This is a genomic window from Caballeronia sordidicola (assembly GCF_000729995.1).
GTDB lineage: Bacteria > Pseudomonadota > Gammaproteobacteria > Burkholderiales > Burkholderiaceae > Caballeronia > Caballeronia sordidicola_A.
The window spans coordinates 34615-59944 of record NZ_JNFG01000040.1; the positions used below are offsets into that span (position 1 = coordinate 34615).

Below are 25330 nucleotides of genomic sequence, written 5' to 3' on the forward strand. Positions count from 1 at the left end.
ATTGATGAAGCGTCAACCAGGCTCGTATGCCGCTGGTTGACGATAACGCGTCTCATGGACCTAGCAGGGCTCGCGAGACGCGTATCTTGATGCTTAGCCATGCGAATAAAGCGTGGCGTCCAGATACGCAAGCTGGCCATCCTGCTCAGCGTGTACGAGCTCTTGATAGACCTCTGCACGTGTCTTCGGTGCGACGGCTTGCCCATACGGCGGAACCCATTGGCCGGCAGCCTGGATCGCCGTCTGACCTGTCTGCGTCGACGGTGCCGTCTGTGCTGCGAATGCGGAACCGGTTGCCAGCAATCCTGCGAAGGCAAGGGCGATCATTGAAGTCTTCATGGTGTTCTCCTGGAACGAGCATTAGCGAGTTACCGGACCTGCGATGAACCGTCGTTGTTGTCCGGTTCATGCAGATTAACGACTCAGCCCTATCCCGAAGTCCGCGTATTCATGAAGTTTTATTTAGGACCAGTTCGACCCCAGTTTGATGAACGACGGGCGCCAAAACGCCAGTCGTTCATCGCCGCCAAAAACTAGCCGGCCGCCGGCCGCATAGTGATAGTGAACATGGAGGGCGCGCGCCCGTCGGTATCGAGCGGCATCGGATCAGACCGCTGGATTGCCCGCAAAGCCGCCATATCCCAGGTCGCGTTACCGCTGCTACGAGAAATGCTCGCGGAGAGCAAGGTGCCGGTCGGCGCGCATCGCACGCTGATGATCGTTTCCAGATCGAGCGCCGGACCGGCCCACACAATGTTGGGCCGTACGCGTCGTTGAACCCGGGTCGCATAGTCGCCCGCAGGCGGCGCGCCGGCACCCGGCATGAGCGGTTGCGCCATCGACGCTAAACGCTTCTCCGCATCGATGCCGGCAGCGACAATCGACCAGTCGCGAAAGGGCTGCGGGGTCGCGAGCAGTGCGCGGTTGTAGACGCGGGTGTTGCGGCACCAGACTTCGGCCGAGACGCCTGTCGGATCGACTACCGCTGCGGCGACATCGCGTGTGGCCTGGGCGTCGTTTTTCAACAGGTCCTGCAACGAGTGCAACACAGCCGACTGCCCCTGCGCGCGCTGTTCCTGCGTCACTTGAGCGAACGGGGTTTGCAATGCCGACTGCTTCAGTATCGCGAACGTGGTCCCGAAGTAGGTGTCGACATCGGCATCGGACATGGTCGCGAGCGACGTGTAGCGTGATATCACCAGCGGCACGCTCTTGATACCGCCGCAATCGGGAGGCGCGTTGTCGAATGCCTTCGATGCGAGTTCGGCCATCTTGCTGCGTTCTTCCGGCGAGAGACGCAGCGTGCCCTCGGTGAAGAATTCCGTGCGCAATTGCGGGTCGAGCGCAAGCAAGCTGGCATGGTCCGGTCCGTTTCCAAAGAAGCGGCCGACGTCGGGATCCGTGCGCATGCGCTCGCTCCAGCGTTTGATCGCGGCAGCCCTGGGCGAGTCGGGAGCAATGCCCAGCTTTTGCAGGCGGGCGGCCTGGATTGCTTCGACCAGCGACAAGCTCCCCGTCGATGAAGCGGGAAGCGGTGGGCTGGCCGGCGATACAGCCGATACAGACGGTAGCGCCTGTGCCGGCGCGACCGGATTGACGGCCGCCTGTTGCGGCCGGTAAAGCCCTGCCGGGGCCGACGATGGATTAATGCCTGCCGCGGTGTCGCTGCGGTTCGACGGCGGGACGTGAAGCGCGGGCTCGAAGTTGAAGGTCGTGTGCTGCACGACCCGGTGCGCGACGCCATCGACGACATAAGGGGCACACGTGCTCTTCGCGATCGCTTCGCGGGCCGCGCTGTCGAGTTCCTGGTTGCCGCTGCTCTTGTCGACAATGACCAGGTCGATTCGACCCGCCGTGTTGATCACGTACGTGATCCGGACGCTGCCCCGTATGCCCATTTGCCGTTGCAGTGCGGTGTATGCCGGCCGCCCCAGGCGACAAGGTACGCCGCCTGGCGGACTGAGCGCGTCGGCAAATGCCGATGGATCAGGTTGGTTGTCCGCATGAGGGCCGTCCGGTCTGACCGGTGCGCACGATACGAGCAGCAGAAGAAGTACCCCGGTGCATCCAGACAGCAAGAAGCTGTCTATTTTATTGTTCAACGCTTTCATTTTAATTTTTCTGATCGCGGGTTGCAGGTCTTTGAGCCGCAATCTAGCACAGCCGCAACGGCCGCCGAAATCATTCGCCTTCAAGGCCTAAGGTAGGGCCTAAGGCCTTGCAGCCACTTCATCCAGATGCAACAGCAAGTCCGCCGGGTCTTCGTACACGCGCAGCGCGCCGGCCCGTTCCAGCTCATCCATTCCGTAGCCGCCCGACAGCAGCCCCACGCCCAGCGAGCGGCAGCGCCGCGCGGCGAGCATGTCCCAGATGCTGTCGCCCACCACGACGCAATGCTCGATCGACACCCCCAGACGCGCCGCCGCTGCAATGAAAAGATCAGGGTCAGGTTTGGCGTACTTCACGTCGTCGCGCGTGACGACCACCGACTTGGCCGGATCGACACCAAGCGCTTCAAGATTCACGGCCGCCGTTTCCATCCGGCCGCTGGTCGCAATGGCCCAGCGCGTGCCCGCATTGGTGAGGGCGGCGAGCAACTCGCGTGCGCCGGGCAACGGGCAAACCTGTGCACGCAGCCGCTGATAAGCGTCCGCATGAGTGCGGCGCAAACGCTCCACGCGCTCGGGACTGATATCCCCGTGCGTCTCACGCAGCAACTGGTTCGTGAAGAGGCCGCCGCTCATGCCGATCTTGCGATGGATGCGCCATACCGACAGCTCGATACCTTCTGCATCGAGCGCTTCTTTCCAGGCAAGAACATGCTGGTACACGCTGTCGACCAGCGTTCCGTCGAGGTCGAAGAGGAATGACGTTTCGATTCGCATGATGGGGTCCTTTGGCAGTAGGTTCAGGTGGCTTCATGAGCGTGGTGACAGCGTACGCCTGAATCTTGTCACTGATGCGGCATACGCGCCTCACCTCATCGATCGAGGCCCTAAACGCTGATAGCCGCCGCTGCCTTCGCAACGGCTTTTCCCCATTCAACGAGGCGTTTGGGCTCGTAACGGGATTCGGGCATGGAGATGCAGATGCTGCCGACGGGCGCGCCGTCCGAATCGATGATCGGCGCGCCAATAGCACACACCGCGCGCCGGTACTGCGACAGGTTGATCGAGTATCCGCGCTTGCGGATACGTTCGAGTTCGAGTCGTATCTCGGCGGGGTCGCACGGCGTGGTGTCGCTGAATTTCGGCAGGTCGCGGCTCAGGATTTCTTCCACCTCGGCCTCGCTCATGTACGCGAGCACGGCGAGGCCCGTTGCCGTCGCGTGGAACGGACTGAGGTCGCCGATAGGGCTGAAGGTGCGCACCGTCTGCGTGCAATCCGCGCGGTCGATGAGCACCATCGACTTGGTGCTGTCGGGAATCGACAGGTGAACGGTCTCGTTGGTCAACTCCCGCAGCTCGCGCATCGGCTCGCGCGCAGCGGCATACAGTGCGCCGCCGCGAAGCGCGGCAGGGCGCACGCCGAGGATCCGCGCACCCACTTCCCAGCGCGTCAGGTCGCCGCCGGTCTGGCGCAGCCAGCCGGCCTCGTGAAACGTCATCAGCACGCGCTGGACGCTGGATTTCGGCATATCAAGCAGACGCGCCAGCACACCCACGCTGACCGGCTGGTGCTGCGATACCGCCTCCAGGATCTCCAGGCTTTTCAACAAACTGTTCATTTACTCCTCCCTTGATTCGCCGCCGCAGGAAAAAGCACACGCTCGTTCGGCGCGCAGTCGTTCCCTTGCGCCGCGAAAAAGCGCGTGTTACTTTGCATCTGTCGTAAATATGGAACAGCGTGCCGCATTATGGCACGGTAATAACAAACCTGGAATCCCGAAAAATTCTCGCGATGACATTTCCTCTTCATGCGTCAGCGCCTTTGCAGGCAGTTGCCGCTAACGGCGCCTTGATTCCCCGGCTGGGTCTGGGCACATGGCAATCCACCCACGATGAAGGCGTCCGTGCGGTGCGCGCGGCTCTCGACGCCGGGTACCGGCATATCGACACGGCCGCCCGCTACGAGAACGAGCAGGCGGTCGGCCAGGCGCTCGCCGCGTGCGGCGTGCCGCGCAACGACGTGTTTATCACCACCAAGGTCTGGCATACCGAACTGCGCGCAGCCGATTTCCGCCGTGCGGCAGAAGCGAGCGTCGCGCGGCTTGGAATCGATCACGTCGACCTGCTGCTCGTGCACTGGCCCAACCCCGAGGTACCGCTTGAAGAGACGATCGGCGCGCTCAACGACGCGCAACGCCGTGGCCTGACGCGCCATATCGGCGTATCGAACTTTCCGGTGGCGTTGCTCGATCGTGCAGTGGCGCTCTCGCCGTTGCCACTGGTCGCGAACCAGTGCGAATACCATCCGTATCTCGACCAGACCAAAATGCTCGCTGCCTGTTCACGGCATGGCATGGCCCTGATCTCGCACTCACCGCTTGGCAGCGGCAAGCTGCTTGCGGACCCGGTGATCGCGGAGATTGCCCGTCAGCATGACAAGCAACGCGCGCAGATCATCTTGCGCTGGCTGATCCAGCAGCCCGGGGTCGCCGCGATTCCGAAGTCATCGAATCCGGTACGCATAGGGGAAAACCTCGCGGTATTCGATTTCGAACTCGATGCCGCGTCGATGGCGCGCATCAGCGCGCTCGCCCGCGCCGATGGCCGCGTGAGCAAGCCGGCGTGGCATCCGGAATGGGACATCGCTGACACCTTGCATACCCCTTCACCCGCGGCGCAGCCATGAATCCGACCTCTGCCTCACTGAGTGACGCGATCTTCGCCTCCGACCGGCGCCACTTCATGCATCCCGGAACGCATGCGTCCGAGCATGCTTCCGGCGAGCTGGAAGGGCGGCTGATGAGGCGTGCTTCGGGCATACGCATAGAGGATCACGCGGGCCGTTCCTATATCGATGCGTTCGCCGGACTGTATTGCGTAAACATCGGTTATGGACGCGAGGAGATGGCCGAGGCGATGGCGGCGCAGAGCCGCAAGCTGTCGTTCTATCACACGTATGCAGGCTTCTCGAACGACCCCGCTGTCGAACTGTCGCAACGGCTGATCGAGGATTGGTCGCCGCCGGGAATGAAGAAGGTGTTCTATGGCATGTCCGGCTCGGACGCCAACGAGACACAGATCAAGCTGGTCTGGTACTACAACAATGTGCTCGGGCGTGCGCGCAAGAAGAAGATCATCGCGAGGCATCGCAGTTATCACGGTTCGGGTATTGCAACCGGCAGCCTCACCGGACAAGCGAAGTTTCACGCGGCCTTCGACTTGCCCATGCCGCAAGTGCTGCACACGGTGTGTCCTGACTTCTATCGCGACGCCCGGCCGGGCGAGAGCGAAAGTGCGTTCGTGGCGGATTGCGTCGAGCAGCTTGAACGGTTGATAGAGAGCGAAGGGGCGGACACCATCGGCGCATTTTTTGGCGAGCCGGTCATGGGCTCGGGCGGCATCCTGCCGCCGCCGGCCGGCTACTGGCCAGCCATCCAGGCCGTGCTTAAGCGGCACGACATCCTCTTCGTCGCCGATGAAGTCGTCTGCGGTTTCGGGCGTCTTGGCTCACGCAACGGCTCCGGGCATTACGGTATCGAACCTGATCTGATCTCGGTCGCGAAGGGACTCACGAGCGGGTACTTGCCGCTGTCCGGCGTGATTGTCGGCGAGCGGGTATGGGACGTAATCGAGCGCGGCTCGCGGGAGCAGGGCGCAATGAGCCACGGCTGGACTTACTCGGGCCATCCGGTGTGCGCGGCCGTGGCGTTGACGAACCTCGACATCCTCGAGCGCGAGCAACTGACGCGCAATGCCGCCGACGTCGGCGCGTATTTGCAACAGAGCCTGCACGCCGCATTCGATGATCACCCGCTCGTCGGTAATGTACGAGGTGAGGGGATGCTGGCGGCGCTTGAGCTAATGGCTGACAAGACCGAACGCACGCCGTTTGCGTCCGCGCTCAAGGTCAGCAACCGGGTCGCGCAGGCAGCGCTTGCGCGTGGCCTGATTGTTCGTCCGCTTGGCATTAACGACATCATTGGATTTGCTCCGCCGCTGATCGCCACGCGAGCGGATATCGACGAAATTATTGGCATTACGCGGCAGGCGCTGCATGCGGCGAGCGAGGATTTGCCCGTGTCCGGCTGATTGTTTCACTACTAATACCAACGCACTGAAACCACAGTGTGTCGTAGTCCTATTATTTACGCATTCACATCAAGGACCTCACCGTGTCGACGCGCAGCCAAGTGTTTTCCTCCGATTTCACCGACACCCCGTACTGGTGGAAAGACTGGCGTCCACACGACGACCTGATGTCCGAAGTGCCGCGCGAAGTCGACGTGGCGATCGTCGGCGCGGGCTATGCGGGGTTGTCGTGCGCGCTCGAATTCGCGAAGCAAGGCTTGAGCGTGGCCGTCCTCGAAGCTGATGTGCCTGGGATCGGCGCGAGCACGCTCAGCGGCGGACAAGTGTCGGGAGGCGTGAACGTGGGCAAGGCGCCCTCAGGCAAGAAGCTGGACAGCGCCGTATCCGAACAACGCCAGCAAGCGCTGTTGCGTGAAGCCGCGGCTTCCTACGGCGTCTTTGAACGCATCCTCAGGGACAACGCAATCGAATGCGCTTATCTGAAGGCCGGCCGCATCAATGCGATGTGGACCGACGCGCACCTGGCCGCGTGGAAGAAGCGCATCGTGAACCTGAACGCGTACGCGTCGGCGGGCGCGCGGATCCTCTCGCGCGACGAGCTGCGCAGCGAACTCGCGAGCGACATCTACGCGGGCGGCGTCTTGCTCGAGCGCGCGGGACAGCTCCACCCGTCGATGATGTTCGCCGGGCTGCTCGCAGCCGCTCGCGGCGCGGGTGTCACGGTGTGCAGCAAGGCACCGGTCAAGAGCGTTGCGCCTTCGGGGGCGGGGTATCGCACAGAGACTGCGCGAGGAACGCTCGCGAGCCGGCACGTGGCGATCTGCACCAACGGTTACACGGGCGAATCGATGCCGGACCTGAAGCGCCGCGTAGTGCCGGTCGTGTCGCATCAGATCGCGACCGAAGAGCTTCCCGCCGACCTGCAGGCATCGCTGATACCGAAGCGCCGCGGTATCTCGGAGACGCGTCGCGTGGTCAACTACTACCGCTATTCGCCCGACGGCAAGCGTTTCCTCTTTGGCGGCCGCGCGCGTTTTTATAACCTCGACCGGCGTCAATCGGGTGCGATCCTGCACGCGCAGATGGTGGAGCGCTTTCCGCAGATGGCCGACGTAAAAGTAGCTCATAGCTGGGGCGGCACGGTGGCGCTCACGCTCGACTTCCTGCCGCATCTGGGCTGCACCGCCGACGGTATCCACTACGCGCTGGGTTGCAACGGCAGCGGCGTGGTGATGATGACCTACCTCGGCTACAAGATCGCGCGCCTGATCATCGAAGGACAAGCGCCCGAGAGCAGCGCCTATGGCACGCCGATGCTCACGCACCCGCTTTATCGAGGCAAGCCGTGGTTCATGCCGGCGCTGGGGAGCTATTACCAGATTCGCGATGTCATTGACAAACGCAGGCAGCACGCGTGAGCGGCACGCTCTTAACCGGGACCTTCCATGATGGCAACAACAGTCGGATCATCTTCGCCGAGTAGCGCCGAGCGGTCGCAGCGTCTGCTTCTTGATGGTGTCAGCAAGCGCTTTGGTGCGATCACTGCGCTCGAGACGATGACACTCGATGTTCATCCGGGCGAGCTACTTGCGTTGCTCGGACCCTCGGGTTGCGGCAAGACCACCACGCTGAGACTGATTGCCGGATTCGATCAACCTGATACCGGGATCGTAAGTATCGGCGGTCGCGATGTCACGGGCCTGCAGTCGGACAAGCGCGGCCTGGGCATGGTGTTTCAGAACTACAGCCTGTTTCCGCATTTGAGCGTGGGCGCGAATATCGGCTTCGGGTTACGCATGGCGGGCACGCCGAAAGGCGAGATCGCGGCACGCGTGAAGAAGATGCTCGATACGATCCGGCTGCCGGGCATCGAGGCGCGCAACATCGCGCAACTATCGGGCGGCCAGCAGCAGCGCGTTGCCTTGGCGCGTGCCTTGATCACCAATCCGTCGGTGCTGCTTCTCGACGAACCGCTGGGTGCGCTCGACAAGAACCTGCGCGAAGGCATGCAGTTCGAACTTCGCCAGATACAGAGCGAGCTGGGCATTACAAGCGTGATGGTGACGCACGATCAGGAGGAAGCGCTGACCATGAGCGACCGCGTGGTCGTGATGGATCGTGGTCGGATCTTGCAGACTGGTAGTCCCCTTGATGTCTACGAACAGCCGCGCACACGTTTCGTCGCCGAGTTTCTTGGCACCGCAAACGTGATCGAGTGCGATGTGATCGCGCGTCATGCGCAGGCCGTGAAGCTCCGGCCGCACCGGAGCAAGGCGGAAGTCGTGGTCCCGCTACGCGATGTCAGGCTTTCCGGCGAGCGAGCGGAGTTTGCAATCCGCCCTGAGAAAGTCGTGCTCGACGCGCCGCAATCGCATCATGTCCGTTTCGACGGACGTATTGTGCAGCACGTGTTTCGCGGTGCGCACCACGCGTACCGGGTCGACGTTGCGGCACTTGGCCGGCCGATTTACGCCTATGAAATGGCGACGTCGTCCTCGGGCGGCGGCGCGCGTTCCGCAGGCGCGCAAGTGGTGGTTTCCTTCGACGCCGAAAGCGCCGTGTTGCTGGAAGCCGATGCCGCTCCTGCTCTGGAAAAGGCGGCGTAAATGCAGACGTTCGACGCCATCACAGCGCAGCGGATCGAAACGAAGGTCACGAAACGACGAGTGCGCCCGAGTCTGCTTTACCTGCCAGCGCTGATCTTCCTGTGTGTATTTTTCCTCGCGCCACTGCTTGAAAACATACTGCGCAGCGTGGCGCCCTCCCGTGAGGGTGCAGTTTTAAGCTTTCGTTTTTATACTAAGCTGATTAGCGATCCTTATTATATGGGTGTAATCATCAACACGCTGAAGGTCAGCTTCGTCACCACGGCGATCTGTGCGGTCGTGGGTTACCCGGTGGCCTACTTTCTTGTGCGGCGCGCGGGCCGCTTCGGTCCGGTGCTGCTGTTTCTGCTCGTCGCGCCGCTGCTGACGTCAATCATCATGCGCACCTTCGGCTGGCGCATTCTGTTCGCCCGTCACGGCATGGTCAACGAAGCTCTACAGGCGCTGCATCTGATCGACCGGCCTTTGAACGTGCTGAACAGCGCGGGCTCGGTGTATATGGGACTGGTTCATGTGATGGTGCCGTTCATGGTGCTGTCGATTACGCCCGTGTTGCAGGGTGTAGACCGGCGGCTCGAAGAATCTGCGCGTATTCTTGGCGCCGGCGCGGTACGAACCTTTCTCAACGTGACACTGCCGTTGAGCATTGAAGGCATTGTGACCGGGTGCATTCTCGTGTTCATGCTGACCAATGGCAGTTTCGTGACCATGCTGCTGCTCGGCGGTGGTCAGGTCGTGACGCTACCCGTGCTGATCTTCCAGCAGTTCAGCCTGACGCAGGACATCGGCTTTGCTGCGGCAATGGGTAACCTGCTGCTTTTCATCGTACTCGTTTGCCTCTTCTTGCAGCAGCGGTTCGCTAGCGGCCGGGGAGTGCGGCCATGATCGCGTTGCTGCGAAGGACAAGCGTTGCGCGCGTGCCGCTGTCGCTCTATAACCTCTTGTTCTTCACATTCCTCATTGCGCCGATTGTCGTGGTCGTGGCCGCGTCGTTCACGGCGGGCAACGCGATTACCGTGCCTTATCACGGGGTGTCGTTGCGCTGGTATCGGCGGCTGATTGAATATCGGCCGTTCATCGACTCGCTGATGACCAGCGTTTATCTCGCGCTAAGTTCGGCGTTCGTCGCGATCCTGCTGGCCGTGCCTGCCGCCATAGCGCTAGGCCGTAGCCGCAGCGCCGCCGCTGCCGCGCTGACGACCTTCCTGCTTGCACCCGTCGCGATCCCCGCCCTCGTGATCGGTTTCTCCTTGCTTTATTTCCTGTCGAGCCTGGGCATTGGCGTGTCGTTCGTTGCGCTCCTGATCGCCCACACTGTGATTTCCGTGCCGTATGTGATGCGTACGGTGCTCGCGGTCTATCGCAACGTCGGCATCAACTTCGAGGAGGCCGCTGCCGTGCTCGGCGCGAACCGTTTGCAGCGCTTCTATTTCGTGACGCTGCCGCTCATCAGCCCGGGTGTATTCGCCGGCGCGCTGTTCGCGGTGCTGATCTCGCTCGACAACCTGCCGGTTTCCTACTTCTTCGGGACGGCCAATGTGACCACACTGCCGGTCGTCATGCTGTCGTACCTGCAGAACCAGCTCGATCCGGCAATAGCCGCAATCAGCACCGTACAGATGCTGATTGCAATCGGCTTGCTGCTGGTGGTCGAGCGCACCTACGGACTGCGTGCACTCAATGCATGACTCCCCCTTCACTGATTGCCACGAGGTACGCATGAAATCGATCCCGGCTTTCGCCATACGCGCTGTTTTTACTTTAGCCGCTGTGCTACCGCTAACGGTGAGCGCCGCCGACCTGACCGTTACCGCATTCGGTGGATCGTGGGAAAAGGCGTACCGCACCTGCTTCGTGCAGCCGTTCGAGAAGGCGACCGGAAAGTCGGTCGACGTTGTTTTGGGCAATCCGCTGCAATGGGTCAATCAGGTGGCAGCGAATCCAGCAAAACCACCGATCGATGTAATCGTCAGTACACCTGAGGCAGCATATAAAGCAATGTCGTTGAATCTGCTGGATCCGGTAACGGCCGCCAACGTGCCGAACGTCGCGCAACTCGATCCTCGTCTCGTGGCTTACGGGAAGGGCTACGGCTTCCCCATCACCTTTGGTGATTTCGGCCTGATGTACAACACGAAGACCGTGAAGAACCCGCCGAAGACGTGGAAGGAATTCGTCGATGGAACCGTGGTCGGCAAGTGGCAGGCGGCGTTACCCGGCATTGCGTACGTTGCAACGCCGCCCGGTCTGATCACGCTTTTCACAAAGGTCTACGGCGGGTCCAGCACCAACATCCAACCCGCGCTCGACCAGATCAAGCGCATGTCGGCGAGCGGTAACGCGACGTTCTACAGCGACCCGAACACACCGCTCATGTCCATGCGTTCCGGTGACGTTGATATCGCGATGTACTACGACGGCCGCGCCTGGGCTGAGCATGACGCGAACAATCCCGACATCGGTTTCATCAGCCCGTCCCCGGGCTCAGTGGCATTCCCGAACATGGCGCAGAAGGTCAGGAACGGTTCGCCGCTCGGCTTGCAGTTCCTGAACGAACTGGCGTCCGCCGATGGCCAGAGCTGCTTCGTCAACGCGATGCAATACGCGGCGTCGAACCTCCACGTGAAGTACGACACGCGCGTGGCGCCACGGGTCGCGACCAAGGACAAATCGATCTGGGTGGAGTTCGAGCAGGTCTCCGAGCATTCACCCCAGTGGATAGAACAGTGGAACAAGCAGATCGGCCGCTGACAGGCCTCGCGACGCGGTGCTGTCAAGACAGCCGGCGCGTCCGGACGTTTCATCATTTTCGACAGGCAAGGACAACGCAATGGGTTTGAGAATCGGAGTGGATATTGGCGGTTCGTTCACCGACTTCGCGGTGCTCGACGAAGCGACGCGGACAATACGGACCTTGAAGGTGTTTTCGCGGCCGGACAGTCCGGGGAGCGAAGTGCTCGCCGGGATGGAAGGCCTGCGGGAGCGCTATGGCATCGAGCCGCGAGAGGTGGTCTATTTCACGCACGGCACGACCGTGGGCGTGAACGCGGTAGTACAACGCAAGGGGCTGAAGCTGGGGCTCATCACCACGCGCAACTTCGAGGATGTGCTGGACATTGCACGCCTGAAGATCCCCGACATGTATCACCTGATGTCCAGCCGCCCTACGCCGTTGATTCCGCGCGACCGTGTGTTCGGCGTAGTGGGCCGGCTGACCGCGGAGGGAGAGGAGGAAACCCCGGTCGATGAGACCTGCGTCCTCGACGCCGTGCGCGGCATGCAAGCGGCTGGCTGCGAGGGCGTGGTGGTGTCGCTGCTGCATTCGTATCGCAACCCGTCGCATGAGCAGCAGGTGAAGACGATCATCCAGCGGAAAATGCCGGGTATGTTCGTCTCGTGCTCGCATGAAGTCTGGCCAATCATCCGTGAATACGAACGCACCGTCACGGCGACCATTGGCGGTTATGTACAACCGCGCGTGTCGAATTACCTCACGAAATTGCAGGCGGCGCTGGAAGAAAGCGGGATTGGTGCGGACCTCAAGGTCACCAAGTCGAATGGCGGCGTGATGAGCGCCGAGAACGGCAAGCAGAACTGCGTGCAGATGATCCTGTCCGGCACCGCGTCCGGTGTGATCGGCGCGGCGTATCTCGCGAAGCTTTGCAAGGTGAAGGACTGCATGAGTCTCGACATCGGTGGGACGACAGCGGACATTGCGTTGATCGTGGACGGCAAGCCGCAGTACGCGACGGGCGAATATATCGGCGAATTCCAGATCCATATTCCGTCGGTCTCCGTGTCGTCGATCGGTGATGGCGGCGGCTCGATCGCCTGGGTCGACGAGTTCGGCGTGCTCAAGGTCGGACCGGAAAGCGCGGGGTCGAATCCGGGCCCGGTTTGCTACGGTCGCGGCGGCACGCGCCCGACTATCACCGACGCATTCGCCGCGATCGGCGTGCTCGGCAGCGCGGCGCTTGGCTATAACGCGGTGAAGGTGGATGTCGACGCGTCGCTGCGCGCAATCGAACCGCTTGCGCAGCGGCTGGGACTCAATGTATATAAGACAGCTGCGGCGATCATCGAGGTATCGATCTCCGGCATGTATGCAGGCGTGAGCCGCTTGAGTTCGCGCTTCGGCATCGACCCGCGTACCTTCTCTCTCATGCCTTTCGGCGGCGCGGGACCGATGCTTGGCTGTTTCCTCGCACGCGCGCTGAATGTGCGGAACCTGCTGATCCCGACTACGCCGGGCGTGCTGAGCGCGCTCGGCGGATTGATCGCGGACACCAAGAACGATTTTGTTCGTACGACATACTATCCGCTCGACCGTGCGTCCCTCGAACGGCTCGGGCACGACTTGGCGCTGCTGGAAACCGATGCACGCGCCTGGGTCATCCGCGAGACCGGCACGGATGCAACGGCTGAACTCGTGGTCTCGGCGGATATGCGCTATCGCGGGCAATCGTTTGAGATCGATACGCCGCTTACCGCCGACGCTATCGCCAACGGTGACATTGAAGGAATCGCGCAAGCGTTCCATCGCGAGCACGAACGCCTGTTTGGCCACAGCGATGAAAAGTCCGCGATTCAAGTAGTTGCTCTCAGGCTCGTCATCACCGCGCCCACGCCCAAGCCCGAGTTGCCAAAGATAGCGGCGGGCGAGGGTTCACCAAAAAACGAATCAGAAATCGACGTCTACCTCGACGGTGCGTGGCGTCGCGTTCCGCTTTACAGGCGCACAGCGCTTCTGGCGGGGCATCGATTTCCTGGCCCCGCGATCGTGGCCCAGGACGACACCACCACTTGCGTGCTGCCGGGTTTCAACGCCCGCGTAGACGACTACGGCAATCTTTTTCTCGAAGCCGTTTGACTAGCTGACTTTGGAAACGCAACATGACATTCGATAAATCCGTCCTCCAGATCTTCGCGAACTACTGCGTCGCGGCCGCGGAAAGCATGGCCTATACGCTCGTGCGTACCGCGCATTCCGCGTTCGTGAAGGAAACGGAAGACTTCTCCTGCACGCTGATGAACACCCGCGGACTCACGTTTGCTTCGCCGAAGACGCTCGGCGCCACGTGGTATCCGGGTCTCGACTTCGGCGCTGTGATCGACATGATCGACCACTACGAACCGGGCGATATCTGCATGACCAACGACGCGTACAGCGGCTACGTGGCGACCCACACGCCCGACGTGATGATGTGGAAGCCGGTGTTTTTCAACGGCGAGATTGTCTGCTATGTCGGCGGACATATTCATAACACCGACATGGGCGGCGCGGTGCCGGCGTCGCTGTCGCGCACGCTGACCGAGATCTACCAGGAGGGCATCCGCTTCGCGCCGACCAAGATTGTTCGCGCGGGTGTGCTGGACGAGGTCCTGCTCGAACACATGGCGATCAACGTGCGCGCGCCCGAGCAGAATCGCGGCGACCTGAAGGCACAGATTGCGATGTTGATGACCGGCGAGCGCCGGGTGCTGGAGATCATCGAGCGCTTCGGAATCGAGCAATTCCGCGCCGGAATGGACGCGCTGCTCGAGTACTCGGAAGAGCAGGCGCGCACGATCGTGAGGAGCATGCCGGACGGCGAATATTTCTTCGCCGAATATGCCGACGAAGATTCGGTCAACGGCAAACCGCTGCGTGTTGCGCTGACGCTGACTGTTTCGGACGGTTCACTCGTCTTCGATTTCACCGGCAGCGATCCGCAATTGAATTCGTCGCTGAACATGCCCACGGGCGGCAAGGAACGCCACGTCCTCGCGCTCGTCGGCCTCAACTATGTCTTGTACTCGCTCAATCCCGATCTTCTGCTCAACGCAGGCATGCTGAAGGTGGCACGCTGCATCCTGCCTGAAGGCACGATCATGAATTGCGTTCCACCGGCTGCGGTCGGGATGCGCAGCCTGACCGCGAAGGTCGCGCAGTACGTGACCTTCGGTGCATTCTCGATGGTGTGCCCGGAACGTTTGCCGGCGTGTCCGGCCGGCGGCATGTCGATACTTAACGTCAAGACCGTGGATCGCCGCGGCCGTGCGGTGATCGCTTCCATCGGTCCGGTCGGCGGTGGCGCGGGCGGCATGATCTCGGGGGACGGGTCGGATGCGTCCGGCGCGAACGTGGCGTTCCTGCGCAATACGCCGGTCGAGATCAACGAAGCCGAAGTGCCGATCCGGATCACCAAGTATGGCGTCGTGCCCGGCAGCGCGGGCGTGGGCAAGTACCGCGGCGGGCTGGGCACCGTGATGGAGTTCAGGGCGTTTTCGCCGGGCACATTGGTGACGGCCCGCAATCGCGACCGCTCGCGTTTCGCTTCCTGGGGCGTCCTTGGGGGCAAGGCGGGCGCCGTCTCACGCTTTACCCGCAATCCGGGCCGCGAGGACGAGGAGGACCTCGGCGTGACCGACCTCGTGATGTGCGGTCCCGGCGATGTCATCCGCCTCGAAGGCTGCGGCGGTGGCGGCTACGGCCATCCGCACGAACGCGATGCGCAGAAGGTGGCCGAAGACGTGCGGCGCGGTTACCTTCGTGTCGATCAGGCGCGTGAGTTGTATGGCGTCGTGCTGGTCGACGGCACGATCGACGAAACCGGCACGGCGCAATTGCGCGACGAGGCCAAAAGGATAGCGGCCCAGACCGCAGTCGCCCACTTCGACTATGGTGCCGAGCGCAACGCCTATGAGGCGAAGTGGACACGCGAACGTTACGACGTATTGACCGGCATCCTGGCTCGCGCGCCGGTGGTGTGGCGTCATTTCCTCAAGCACAAGATCTTCGATGCGCTCGACGCGAGGGAAGCAGCGGGCACGCTGACGGCCGGCGCCGGAATTATTAACGAACTGTATGCCGACGTGCTGCGGCGATACCCCCAATTGCTCGACGCGGAGCAGTCCGCCGTTGCCTGAAGCATGGGGAAAACGCGGACATTTTCATCGGCTGGTTGGCGGCCATGCAAAGCACCGCGTTAGCGATGCGATAACAAGCGATTTATGCTGTTTTGCGGTTTTTGTCGGCGTTTCGCGTGGATTCTGCAAGCATACGATGCTGCTGAAGAGACGCGATAAACCTAGCCCCGTCGCCTCCTGAACGTTCTTTCAGATCCCTTACCCGTCCGGAGTCATTCAAGTGAAAGATGATATAAAAAGCGGTGGTCTAAGTCGTCGCGACATGATGCGCGTGTTGGCCGGCACCGGCATGATGGCGGTCACCGGCGGCGGCCTGCTGTCGGTGTCTGCCGCTGCGCTGGCCGCCGATACCCCCAAGAAAGGCGGCAGTATCCGGGTGGCGTACGACGCGGGTTCGGTCTCGGACACCCTCGACCCTGCCGTGGGTTCGACGGGTAGCGACTACATCCGGTTCTTCATGTTCTATAGCGGCCTGACCCAGTTTGACGAGAGCCTGACGCCGCAAATGAACATTGCGGAGTCCGTATCAAGTTCCGATGCGAAAACGTGGATCATCAAGCTTCGCCAGGGCGTGACTTTCCACGACGGCAAGCCGCTCGCGCCTGCCGATGTGGTTTATTCACTGCTGCGTCACAAGAATCCGCAGACGGCGTCGAAGGTGAAGACCCTCGCCGATCAGTTCGCCGATATCAAGGCGAGCGGTCCGAACGAAGTGACCATGGTGCTCGATGTGCCGAACGCCGACTTGCCGGCGATCCTTGCCACGCCGCAACTTGTGATCGTCAAGGACGGCACGACGAACTTCGCCTCGGCGATTGGAACCGGACCGTATAAGGTCAAGAGTTTCAAGCCGGGTGTAAGCACGGTCGGCGTGCGCAATGACAACTATTGGAAAGCTGGACAACCGTACCTCGACCAGATCGAACTGGTGAGCATCAGCGACAACGCTGCCCGCGTGAATGCGCTGCTCGCGGGCGACGTGCACCTGATCAACTCCGTCGATCCGCGCTCGACCCAGCGCATTGCGTCGACCCCGGGTTACGCGGTGAAGGAAACGAAATCCGGTCTTTACACCGACCTGATCATGCGTCGCGATAACACGCTCACGGGCAACCCCGACTTCGTGTTGGGCATGAAGAACCTGTTCGACCGTGAGCAGATCCGCACGGCCGTGTTCCGGGGCTATGCCGTGACCGGCAACGACCAGCCGATCCCGCCGGGCCACCGCTACTTCAACGCTTCGCTGCCGCAACGCAAGTTCGATCTCGACAAGGCCAAGTTCTACATGCAGAAGGCCGGCGCAGTCGGCCCGGCTTTGCCGCCGATCTACGCCACCACCGACGCGAACGGTTCTATCGAAATGGCCGAGCTGATGCAGCAGACGGCTGCGAAGATTGGTGTGAACCTCGTTGTGAACCGGGTTCCCGCCGATGGTTACTGGTCGAATCACTGGATGAAACATCCGCTCGGTTTCGGCAGCATCAACCCGCGTCCTAGCGCGGACGTATTGTTCACGCAGTTCTTCAAGTCCGACGCGCCCTGGAACGAGTCAGGCTGGAAGGACCCGCGCTTCGACCAGTTGCTGCTGAGCGCGCGTGCTGAAACCGACGAAGCGAAACGCAAGCAGATGTACGGCGAGATGCAGGTGCTGGTGGCGGATCAGGGTGGCATCGGTATCCCGTCGTTCATCAGCCTGCTCGATGCCAACGACAAGCGCTTGAAAGGGCTGGGCTCGATCCCGACCGGTGCGATGATGGGCTTCTCGTTCGCCGAACATGTTTGGTGGACCGCCTGACCAGGAGCGCCACTGAAGCGGCGGAAGCATCGGAAGCGGCTATCGTGGCGCACGAGGCAAAATTCAGAAGCAGACTCGTCGCGCCACATTCAACTGAAAAATCAATGAAGCTTGATTCGTATTGGCTGGATACGGCTCCCGTATTCAGCGAAGGTGCACAGGGTCCCGTGGAAGGCCGCGCCGATGTGGTGGTCATCGGTGGCGGGTTCACGGGCTTGTCGGCTGCGCTCGAACTGGCCACGCGTGGTGTATCGGTCACCGTGCTCGAAGCAGGGCGCATAGCGAGCGAGGCGTCCGGGCGTAACGGCGGCCAGTGCAACACCGGCGTCGCGCAGGACTTCGCTTCGCTTGCCGCGAGAGTCGGACTGGAGCAGGCCCGGGGCTTTTATCGTGCCTATGAAAGTGCGGTAGCGAGTGTGGAGTCCATCGTCTCCCGTCATCAGATCGATTGCGACCTTGTCCGCACAGGGAAGCTCAAGCTGGCGGCCAAGCCCAAGCACTACGAAAAACTGGCGCGTACCTATGAGGTGTTGCGCCGCGAGGTCGACCCGGAAGTCGAGTTGATTCCGGCTGATCGCATGCGCAGTGAAATCGGCTCGGATGGTTTTCATGGTGGGCTGTTGCAGCGCAACGGCGTGCAGATGCACATGGGCAAGTTCGGAGTCGGGCTGGCACAGGCTGCCACGCGGCACGGCGCGCGTATCTTCGAAGGCGCGGTGGTCACGCAACTGAAACGCATTGACGGGGAGCGCTATGAGCTCACCTCGGCGCGTGGCGTCATCAGGGCGGACCGGGTGCTCGTGGCAACGGGTGCATCGCGCGTGGGGCCGTTGCAGTGGTTCCAGCAGCGCATGGCGCCAGTGGGCAGTTTTATCGTGGTGACGGAGCCGCTTTCCACTCAGCAACTCGACGCGTTTTTCCCTCACAGGCGCAGCTATGTGACGTCGCTCAACATCGGCAATTATTTTCGCGTGACGCCCGATAACCGGCTGCTGTGGGGTGGTCGCGCGCGCTTCGCGATGTCCAATCCTCACTCCGATGAAAAGAGCGGTAACGTGCTGCGCAAGGGACTGGCCAAGTACTTTCCGGAGCTTGGCAACACGAGGATCGACTACTGCTGGGGTGGTCTGATCGACATTACCGTGGACCGGCTTCCTCGTGCAGGTCAGCACGAAGGGCTCTACTATTCGATGGGTTACAGCGGCCACGGCGTGCAGATGTCGACGCACATGGGGCGCATGATGGCCGACATGATGTCGGGTTCCGAACAGGCCAATCCGTGGCGTTCGCTGCCTTGGCCCCCTGTGCCCGGACATGCTGGCCGCGCGTGGACGCTGCCTTTGGTCGGCGCGTATTACCGGTTGCAGGATATTTTGTTCTGACGGTTCTTATCGTCCTGATTTGGCAGCGAGGCGTTGACGCCTTGTGAATTTGACTCACGTCGCGGTGAAAATTTCTCTCTTTGCGCGCAGGTTGCGGGTGGTTAGGCTGGTGACTAGCGGCTGATAATTGGCAAATGTGCGCTAAGTTTAGTCGTGGCTCACATGCTTCGCCGCATGGATCCGGAGGGATCATCTTGGACGCTGAATTGATCAACCTGAGCGCAGTCGCAGCGCAGACCAAAGCGGGATACTTCAATCAGGTCCTGGCTAAGGTGAACGATCACGCTGTTCATCTTAGCGTGATGGATGCGCCATTTTTCTGGCATTTCCATCCTGACTCGGACGAAGTGTTCATCGTTCTCGAGGGCGTCTTGCTGGTCGAGCTGGAAACGGCGCGATACGAGTTAAAGGCAGGCGAGATGTTGACGGTACCGGCCGGGGTCAGGCATCGGACCGGCCCTTTGACAGCGCGATCGGTGAATCTCACCATCGAAAAAATGAATGCGGAAAGTGTACGCGTTTCTTGAGAGCAGGCCTGAAATAAAAATCCCGTAAAACCCCACGCGGCCTGTATATATATGCCGTAAAACACAGAATATTTACGGCATTTTTTCTTGTTATGAACCGGCGAGGAATCCTACACTTCTGGCAATGATGAGACCGGGGGTGTCATGTCGAAGCAACACACAGCAATCAAGAATCACACGCGTATCAGCTACGTTCATCGTGGCGTCGGCAGCGTCGTACTGAGGCGCTTTGACCCGGCGTGCGATTCGTTCGATGAGTTGACCCAGATGCTGCACCGTTCGTTCGCGCGGCTTGGAGGCATGGGGCTCAACTGCACGTGCGTTGACCAGTCCGCGCTGGTTACTCGCGCCCGTGCCATGCGCGGCGACTGTTATGTTGCGGTATGCAACGGACGGCTGGTCGGAACCATGACACTTTACGCACAGGATACCGGGTCGGTATGTGCGCTTTATCGGCGGGATGATATTGCGAGTGTTCGCCAGTTCGGCATTGATCCTGCCTATCAGAGCAGGGGGATCGGGAAGTCGTTATTGGCCTACGCGGATCATTGGGCCGCCATTCGCGGTTACGCAGAGCTTGCGCTGGATACCCCGCAACCCGCTGCACATTTGATTGATTTCTACCGGGGCCAGGGCTTCCGGATCGACGACTTCGTCAGATTCGCGGGCAAGCAATATGACAGCGCCATCCTGTGCAAACCGCCCGTCGCTTTCCGCCACCTCGCCACGTGGTCGCGCCGTCTTGAACTGCCGCAAGCGAGCGTTGCTCGCGCGGCATGAAAAACAGGCCGCACTCATGCTTCGAGTGCGGCCTGTATCAAACACTGCTTCAAAACCTACTTGCAACCCGCTTGCAACCTATTGATCAGACCTTTTCAACCGAGGCCTGATAGATCTCATTGACAGCCGTTGCCAGCGTTGCGTCGAACTCGCTGTCGCTCATCGGCTTCTTGAGCTCGTTGATCAGCGCACGGGAAAAGCTGGCGATCATGCCGTGATTCTTCGCGAGACGCGTGCACGCGTCGGTCCGAGAGTAGCCGCCCGAGAGCGCCACCACGCGTACGACAGCCGGGTGCTCGATCAACGGACGATATAAATCCGCCACGTCCGGGATGGTCAGCTTGATCATGACCTTGCTACCATCGGGCAAAGCATCAAGGCCCTTGAGCAGCTCAGCCAGCAGGATGGTTTCCGCTGCCGCTTTGTCCGGGCTGTTGATCGACACCTCGGGTTCCAGGATCGGCACAAGACCGTGCGCCTGGATTTGCGCCGCGACTTCGTACTGTTGCTTGACAATGGCCGCAATCCCTTCCTGCGACGCATGGTCGATAACCGAGCGCATTTTCGTACCGAACACGCCCAGCTTGACCGCCCGCTCGAGCAGCGCGTCCAGCCCGGGAATCGGTTTCATCAGACGCACGCCGTTCGCTTCGGCCTCGAGCCCCTTGTCCACTTTCAGGAAAGGAACCACGCCACGGTCTTCCCACAGGAAGGCCGGCACGGACTTTCCTTCTGCCTGTCCGTCCATGGTGGCTTCGAAGAGAATGGCGCCGACAACCTTCTCACCGGTGAAAGCGGGTGCGGTCATGATGCGTACCCGCATCTCGTGCATCAGCTTGAACATCTCGGCGTCGCCGTTGTAGTCGCTCTCCGGAATTCCATACGCCTTCAGGGCGCCGGGGGTGGATCCGCCACTCTGGTCGAGGGCCGCGATAAACCCCGGTTTGTTGCTCATTTGCGCCAGCATCTTGTCATTAGCCACGTACGTTTCTCCCTCTCAACTATTAGAAACTGTCAAACACCCTGACCAGGTTTGCCTGTCAGAACCGGTGCTTTCAATTCAATAAGTGTACTGGATTGGCGGAGGAGGTTCGACAACAAACAAACTGCGATCGATTGCTGCCGCTCTCAATGCCGCAAGTTTTTTGCGATTTGCGCTTTCATGGCGATTTGCAAAAACGAACCCTCATTGTCCAGCCCGCACGCCGGGCTGGACCGCGGGCGGGTCGCAAGACGGTCCTCGAGCCGCAAGAACGATGCCTTGATAAAAAGCGACTGAAAACCAAAGGCTTGGTCCGCAAGAGCCAAAGCGCACCAGAATTCGCGCTCAAGCATCCGCGAAAAAATATTGAAATAAAAATCAAAAAATGCCGGCGAGACGCGAGAGAACAAGGGCCTTGTCCGAGTCTCACGGATATTTCTGCGGGACTCCGTCACCTCACTGACAGATAGGGTCGTCGGCCACCGGCGACCTCGAACGGCCTCGACACACGCGTGGAAATCTTTTTAAAGATTTGGGAAGAACCTGCGGGAGGCGCGTGTTGCTCGCCGTTTCACGCTTGGCGGAAGTGCGCAACTATGACTGCGCGAATAGACGATGCACAGCCCGGTCACCGCGCGGCTGCCGCATCGCATCGCATAACGCTCCCCTGAGGCTCTCCTGAGGCTTGCCTTCAGTGGGCGATTTTCATCCAGGCTCAACAGCAAACCTGACGTACGGAGCATTTTAATGTCGACGATTTCCAGCGCGTCCAGCGCTTCAAGCGTGCCCGCCCCGGCCCCTGCGATCTCAGCCCCCGCGACCTCGGCCAACGCCATCTCGAGCGCGGCCGACACCACGGCTGCCGCCGCCTCGGCCAGGGCGTCCGCCGCGCAGTCCGTCATCAGCGGCTCGACGGGCAATGCGTCACTGGATGTGTCGTCGCTGGTCACGAGCCTTGTCAACGCGAAGGTGGCGGGCCAGACCGGCTCGCTGATCGCGCAGCAGAGAAATGACAGCACCAAGCTCTCGGCAATCGGCGCCTTGCAGGCCGGGTTGTCGGCGTTGCAGGCGGGCATTGCGCCGCTCGCGAACGGTACCGCTCTTGGGCAGTTCACCTTGACGGCCGACGGCACGGGGCTGACGGCAAGCGGCAGCACCGGTGCGGCGACGGGCAGCTATTCGGTCGCGGTGACGCAGATTGCCAGCGCGCAGACGTTGTCGTCGGCAGCGTTCGGCGCAACAACCGCTCTGGGCACCGGCACGATGAACGTCTCAGTCGGAGACAAGTCGGCGAGCGTCGACATCACGTCGGCGAACAACACCGTGAGCGGCATTGCAAGCGCGATCAACGGGTCGTCGAGCAATCCCGGCGTCACGGCAACTGTCGTGACGGGCACCGACGGCGCGCACTTGATCTTGCGTTCATCGGCCACGGGCGCATCGAACACGATTGGTGTTTCAGTAGGCACGGTGACCGACGATGCGGGCCTGTCCAGTCTCGGCGTATCGTCCACGGCCGGCGCCAGCGGCGCGGACCCGTCGACCATTGCATCGGTGTCCGCCACGAGCCCGTGGACGCAGACCGAATCGGCTAAAGACGCCATGTTCACCATCGACGGGACAGCCGGCACGAGTGCAAGCAACACGGTGACCAACGCGATCCAGGGGGTCACGCTGAACCTCACCGCGGCGGCCATTGGCGCGCCTGCCGGCACGCCGCAGACGCTGACCGTGGCACAGGACACCACATCGGCAGCGACCGCCATCAACAACTTCGTCAACCTCTATAACACCCTGGTCACGACCTATAGCCAGGTTGCCGGTTTCGACAGTTCGAAAGCCAAGGGTGCGCAAGGCGGCCCGCTGCTTGGCAACGCGATGTTCAACACGATCAAGAGCACGCTCGCGGGCATTGTCAGCGGCGGCGTCAAGAACGGCAGTTCCAATATTTCGCTCGGCGCTATTGGCATTACGCTGAACAAGGACGCGACCCTCACAGCGGACAGCACGAAGATTACAAGCGAGCTGACAAGCAATCCGGCGGGGGTGGCGACCCTGTTCAATTCGACGACCGGCGTGGCCGCGAAGATGACCAAGAGCCTGAACGGATTCTTGGGCGAGCGCGGCCTGATCGCGAATAACCAGGACCCGCTCAACGCGGACCTCAAGGGCATCAGCACGCAGCAAGACACCCTGGCGAGCTACTCGGCGCAGCTCACGCATCAATACCAGGCGCAGTTCACGGCGCTCAACACGGTCATGGCGACGATGAACAAGAATTCGCAGTACCTGACGCAACTGTTCGGCGGCGCCAACAGTGCCGGTGCGCTGGCGAAAGGCAAGGGCGGTTGATTAACAACGCAGTGATGGGGCAGCGATAAGTCGAGATCCAACAGTGACACAACACAAACCGAGGCTTGCGAAGCGCCTGCATCGTCCGGTCTTCGCACGCGCGAGCGCCGGTAGTGCCGACAGCGACTGGCTGGAGCACGCATGGCCGAACGCGGCGGGCAACATCAACAACAATGGTAGCGGCGTGTACACCGGCAGCACGAACGCTTTTGGTGCAGGCAATGTTGGAGAAAGCGCATTGGGACGTAGCGCTCGAAGCGCCGGTTTGCATCCTTAAGAAAATTAAGCGGGGACCGCGAGAATTGCGCTAACAAAAAAAACACAGCCCGCACGCCTCGCGCTTATTTACCGACCATTGGCGACAGGATTCGCAGGCTTCGTCGCAAGCGACTCGAAAAGAACGAAGCTGCCGCACAGACTCCTTGCATTGCGTTCACGCGTCTTGCAGGGAGTCCCGCATGCGCACCGTCATAGCCGTCCATATTGCCGCGGCCGTCCTGTCTCTCGTGGTCGGAGCATCAATACTCCTGTTGAGAAAGGGCACTACGCGCCACAGGTTGACGGGCCGCGTATGGGTGGCGGCCATGTTCGTCACTGTGCTGAGTTCGTTTGACATACGGGAGTTGAACCACGGTCAGCTTTCATGGGTTCACAGCCTCGCGGTGCTGACCGCGCTTAGCCTCGTGCGTGCAATCTGGGCTATTCGGCATGGTAACGTCAGAGGACATGTAGCAGCCATGCGCGGATCGTTCATCGGGCTTGTGGTCGCGGGTATGGCTGCGGTCGTGACGCCGCATCGTGTGCTGAACGTCATGCTCGGAGGGTGGTCCGCGCGCATGTCTTTGGCAGCAGCGGCCCACGTTTTGCCCATCCCTTTGGCAATCGCAGATGCATCTCGCCGGGTCAGTCTCTTTACGGACGGTCGCGACGAAGCCGCATTGAAACCTGCATCCTGTCGGCCGGGTGAACCGTCACCGTGATTTCGAAAGCTTCGTTCGCGTTGTCGAGGTATCGACGAATAATTTTCAATGCCGGCATGCCTTCCTCCGCGTTCAGGCTCACCGCCAGCTCGGCGGTGAGTGAGATCGCGCGAACGGTCTGCTCGACTTCCGCCACCCGTTTGCCGAACTTCGATTCAATGAGCGAGCTGACGAGCTTCGTCGGCGACTCCTTTAACAGCGCCGGAATATCCGCGTAGGCGGGGTCCACATACGCGTCTGTCCATCCGATTGGCAATGCGTCGCCTTTGCGGTCCAGCCGCAGTATCTGCATGCGCAGCCACTTGCTTCCCGGCGTGCATCCGAGTTCGCGCGCGAGCGCACGGTCAGCAACGATTTCGTCGACCGCCTTGATCACGCGCTCCTGATCTTCAGCAAGTTGAACAAGGCCGTCAAGCGAGGCGACCGACTGGCTGTAAGCACCCGACGGGGAACTCGATTCGACCCGAGTGCCTACACGCTTTCGCCGCGATACCAACCCCATTCCCTGCAATTCCTGCAGCGCGAGCCGCACGGTGGGACGACTTGTTCCGTAGTGCTGACAGAGTTCCATCTCGGTCGGCAACAACGCGCCAACCGCATACCGTCCTGAGCCGATAGCCTCGGCAAGATCCTGTGCGACCCGGGAATAAAGAGGACTTGCCATGTGCGTGATCGAAACTAAGAGCTCGAAAGAAGCAGAAATAGTAGCAGAGCCATTATTCGGGACGGACCAGGCGACAGGCCTGCTTACATTGACGCTGCAGGGATTCGCCGTGCCAAAAAGATTCACCGGGTTTCATCGAATAAGGGTTTATACCTA

At 61.1% G+C, this 25330-nt stretch carries 23 protein-coding genes; 16 read left to right on the top strand and 7 right to left on the bottom strand.

Annotated features, from left to right (window positions below; genetic code table 11):
- Positions 1–93: 93 nt before the first annotated feature.
- From FH08_RS0129505 to FH08_RS0129520, 4 genes are all read right to left on the bottom strand, one after another.
- Positions 94–339: a DUF4148 domain-containing protein gene (locus FH08_RS0129505; RefSeq protein WP_031361805.1), complete on the bottom strand. Its 246-nt coding sequence runs from the start codon at positions 337–339 to the stop codon at positions 94–96.
- A 194-nt stretch (positions 340–533) separates the two neighbouring features.
- Positions 534–2111, bottom strand: coding sequence for a TonB family protein (locus FH08_RS54455; protein WP_051888635.1), 1578 nt, complete (start codon positions 2109–2111; stop codon positions 534–536).
- 99 nt (positions 2112–2210) lie between these two features.
- A complete protein-coding gene (locus FH08_RS0129515; RefSeq protein WP_031361807.1) occupies positions 2211–2885 on the bottom strand; it encodes an HAD family hydrolase in 675 nt (224 codons plus the stop codon).
- Positions 2886–2995: 110 nt separating this feature from the next.
- Positions 2996–3727 (bottom strand): IclR family transcriptional regulator, encoded by a 732-nt coding sequence (locus FH08_RS0129520; protein WP_031361808.1) that lies wholly within the window; start codon positions 3725–3727, stop codon positions 2996–2998.
- A 173-nt stretch (positions 3728–3900) separates the two neighbouring features.
- Between FH08_RS0129520 and FH08_RS0129525 the strand changes: the two genes are divergently transcribed.
- The 13 genes from FH08_RS0129525 (at position 3901) to FH08_RS0129585 (ending at position 20196) form a co-directional block, all read left to right on the top strand.
- Positions 3901–4794 (top strand): aldo/keto reductase, encoded by an 894-nt coding sequence (locus tag FH08_RS0129525; RefSeq protein ID WP_051888636.1) that lies wholly within the window; start codon positions 3901–3903, stop codon positions 4792–4794.
- Entirely contained in the window at positions 4791–6197 is a 1407-nt protein-coding gene (locus FH08_RS0129530) for an aminotransferase (RefSeq protein WP_031361810.1), read from the top strand. Before FH08_RS0129525 ends, FH08_RS0129530 begins: the two co-directional genes overlap by 4 nt.
- A gap of 83 nt (positions 6198–6280) precedes the next feature.
- Complete coding sequence (locus FH08_RS0129535) at positions 6281–7615, top strand: NAD(P)/FAD-dependent oxidoreductase (protein ID WP_031361811.1); 1335 nt, start codon at positions 6281–6283, stop codon at positions 7613–7615.
- Between the two features lie 27 nt (positions 7616–7642).
- Complete coding sequence (locus FH08_RS0129540) at positions 7643–8803, top strand: ABC transporter ATP-binding protein (protein WP_051888637.1); 1161 nt, start codon at positions 7643–7645, stop codon at positions 8801–8803.
- Positions 8804–9688 carry an ABC transporter permease gene (locus tag FH08_RS0129545; RefSeq protein WP_051888638.1) on the top strand — a complete coding sequence of 295 codons (885 nt, stop codon included), beginning with the start codon at positions 8804–8806 and terminating at the stop codon, positions 9686–9688.
- On the top strand, positions 9685–10491 hold the full coding sequence (locus FH08_RS0129550; RefSeq protein WP_051888639.1) for an ABC transporter permease: 807 nt from the start codon (positions 9685–9687) through the stop codon (positions 10489–10491). Before FH08_RS0129545 ends, FH08_RS0129550 begins: the two co-directional genes overlap by 4 nt.
- A 31-nt stretch (positions 10492–10522) precedes the next feature.
- Entirely contained in the window at positions 10523–11554 is a 1032-nt protein-coding gene (locus FH08_RS0129555) for an ABC transporter substrate-binding protein (protein WP_035567392.1), read from the top strand.
- A gap of 79 nt (positions 11555–11633) precedes the next feature.
- Positions 11634–13673, top strand: a complete 2040-nt coding sequence (locus FH08_RS0129560) for a hydantoinase/oxoprolinase family protein (RefSeq protein ID WP_031361816.1) — start codon at positions 11634–11636, stop codon at positions 13671–13673.
- A gap of 23 nt (positions 13674–13696) precedes the next feature.
- Positions 13697–15712, top strand: coding sequence for a hydantoinase B/oxoprolinase family protein (locus FH08_RS0129565; protein WP_031361817.1), 2016 nt, complete (start codon positions 13697–13699; stop codon positions 15710–15712).
- Between the two features lie 262 nt (positions 15713–15974).
- The gene (locus tag FH08_RS0129570; protein WP_081889608.1) at positions 15975–17507 is read left to right on the top strand and encodes an ABC transporter substrate-binding protein; all 1533 of its coding nucleotides are present in this window, start codon (positions 15975–15977) and stop codon (positions 17505–17507) included.
- A gap of 104 nt (positions 17508–17611) precedes the next feature.
- Positions 17612–18889, top strand: coding sequence for an NAD(P)/FAD-dependent oxidoreductase (locus FH08_RS0129575; RefSeq protein ID WP_031361819.1), 1278 nt, complete (start codon positions 17612–17614; stop codon positions 18887–18889).
- A 194-nt stretch (positions 18890–19083) separates the two neighbouring features.
- Complete coding sequence (locus FH08_RS0129580) at positions 19084–19416, top strand: cupin domain-containing protein (RefSeq protein WP_051888640.1); 333 nt, start codon at positions 19084–19086, stop codon at positions 19414–19416.
- A gap of 144 nt (positions 19417–19560) precedes the next feature.
- Positions 19561–20196: a GNAT family N-acetyltransferase gene (locus FH08_RS0129585; RefSeq protein ID WP_031361821.1), complete on the top strand. Its 636-nt coding sequence runs from the start codon at positions 19561–19563 to the stop codon at positions 20194–20196.
- A gap of 85 nt (positions 20197–20281) precedes the next feature.
- On the opposite strand, the gene FH08_RS0129590 is transcribed toward FH08_RS0129585, so the two are convergent.
- On the bottom strand, positions 20282–21163 hold the full coding sequence (locus FH08_RS0129590) for a fructose bisphosphate aldolase (RefSeq protein ID WP_235210539.1): 882 nt from the start codon (positions 21161–21163) through the stop codon (positions 20282–20284).
- A 161-nt stretch (positions 21164–21324) separates the two neighbouring features.
- Positions 21325–21588, bottom strand: a complete 264-nt coding sequence (locus FH08_RS0129595; RefSeq protein ID WP_031361823.1) for a hypothetical protein — start codon at positions 21586–21588, stop codon at positions 21325–21327.
- Positions 21589–21925: 337 nt separating this feature from the next.
- Between FH08_RS0129595 and fliD the strand changes: the two genes are divergently transcribed.
- The 3 genes from fliD to FH08_RS50680 all read left to right on the top strand — a co-directional run bounded on the left by fliD (position 21926) and on the right by FH08_RS50680 (position 24510).
- Positions 21926–23530: a flagellar filament capping protein FliD gene (gene fliD, locus FH08_RS0129600; RefSeq protein ID WP_081889610.1), complete on the top strand. Its 1605-nt coding sequence runs from the start codon at positions 21926–21928 to the stop codon at positions 23528–23530.
- A 43-nt stretch (positions 23531–23573) separates the two neighbouring features.
- The gene (locus FH08_RS0129605; RefSeq protein ID WP_031361825.1) at positions 23574–23807 is read left to right on the top strand and encodes a hypothetical protein; all 234 of its coding nucleotides are present in this window, start codon (positions 23574–23576) and stop codon (positions 23805–23807) included.
- A 181-nt stretch (positions 23808–23988) separates the two neighbouring features.
- Positions 23989–24510, top strand: a complete 522-nt coding sequence (locus FH08_RS50680; RefSeq protein ID WP_075583397.1) for a DUF2306 domain-containing protein — start codon at positions 23989–23991, stop codon at positions 24508–24510.
- Here the strand turns inward: FH08_RS50680 and FH08_RS0129615 are convergent.
- Entirely contained in the window at positions 24443–25174 is a 732-nt protein-coding gene (locus FH08_RS0129615) for a GntR family transcriptional regulator (RefSeq protein WP_031361827.1), read from the bottom strand. The genes FH08_RS50680 and FH08_RS0129615 overlap by 68 nt on opposite strands.
- Positions 25175–25330 lie beyond the last annotated feature (156 nt).

Bases quoted from the DNA above. Each gene is read 5' to 3' on its own strand.
- FH08_RS0129505 (WP_031361805.1), bottom strand. From the start codon at position 339: ATGAAGACTTCAATGATCGCCCTTGCCTTCGCAGGATTGCTGGCAACC.
- FH08_RS54455 (WP_051888635.1), bottom strand. From the start codon at position 2,111: ATGAAAGCGTTGAACAATAAAATAGACAGCTTCTTGCTGTCTGGATGC.
- FH08_RS0129515 (WP_031361807.1), bottom strand. From the start codon at position 2,885: ATGCGAATCGAAACGTCATTCCTCTTCGACCTCGACGGAACGCTGGTC.
- FH08_RS0129520 (WP_031361808.1), bottom strand. From the start codon at position 3,727: ATGAACAGTTTGTTGAAAAGCCTGGAGATCCTGGAGGCGGTATCGCAG.
- FH08_RS0129525 (WP_051888636.1), top strand. From the start codon at position 3,901: ATGACATTTCCTCTTCATGCGTCAGCGCCTTTGCAGGCAGTTGCCGCT.
- FH08_RS0129530 (WP_031361810.1), top strand. From the start codon at position 4,791: ATGAATCCGACCTCTGCCTCACTGAGTGACGCGATCTTCGCCTCCGAC.
- FH08_RS0129540 (WP_051888637.1), top strand. From the start codon at position 7,643: ATGATGGCAACAACAGTCGGATCATCTTCGCCGAGTAGCGCCGAGCGG.
- FH08_RS0129545 (WP_051888638.1), top strand. From the start codon at position 8,804: ATGCAGACGTTCGACGCCATCACAGCGCAGCGGATCGAAACGAAGGTC.
- FH08_RS0129550 (WP_051888639.1), top strand. From the start codon at position 9,685: ATGATCGCGTTGCTGCGAAGGACAAGCGTTGCGCGCGTGCCGCTGTCG.
- FH08_RS0129555 (WP_035567392.1), top strand. From the start codon at position 10,523: ATGAAATCGATCCCGGCTTTCGCCATACGCGCTGTTTTTACTTTAGCC.
- FH08_RS0129560 (WP_031361816.1), top strand. From the start codon at position 11,634: ATGGGTTTGAGAATCGGAGTGGATATTGGCGGTTCGTTCACCGACTTC.
- FH08_RS0129565 (WP_031361817.1), top strand. From the start codon at position 13,697: ATGACATTCGATAAATCCGTCCTCCAGATCTTCGCGAACTACTGCGTC.
- FH08_RS0129570 (WP_081889608.1), top strand. From the start codon at position 15,975: ATGATGCGCGTGTTGGCCGGCACCGGCATGATGGCGGTCACCGGCGGC.
- FH08_RS0129575 (WP_031361819.1), top strand. From the start codon at position 17,612: ATGAAGCTTGATTCGTATTGGCTGGATACGGCTCCCGTATTCAGCGAA.
- FH08_RS0129585 (WP_031361821.1), top strand. From the start codon at position 19,561: ATGTCGAAGCAACACACAGCAATCAAGAATCACACGCGTATCAGCTAC.
- FH08_RS0129590 (WP_235210539.1), bottom strand. From the start codon at position 21,163: ATGCTGGCGCAAATGAGCAACAAACCGGGGTTTATCGCGGCCCTCGAC.
- fliD (WP_081889610.1), top strand. From the start codon at position 21,926: ATGTCGACGATTTCCAGCGCGTCCAGCGCTTCAAGCGTGCCCGCCCCG.
- FH08_RS50680 (WP_075583397.1), top strand. From the start codon at position 23,989: ATGCGCACCGTCATAGCCGTCCATATTGCCGCGGCCGTCCTGTCTCTC.
- FH08_RS0129615 (WP_031361827.1), bottom strand. From the start codon at position 25,174: ATGGCAAGTCCTCTTTATTCCCGGGTCGCACAGGATCTTGCCGAGGCT.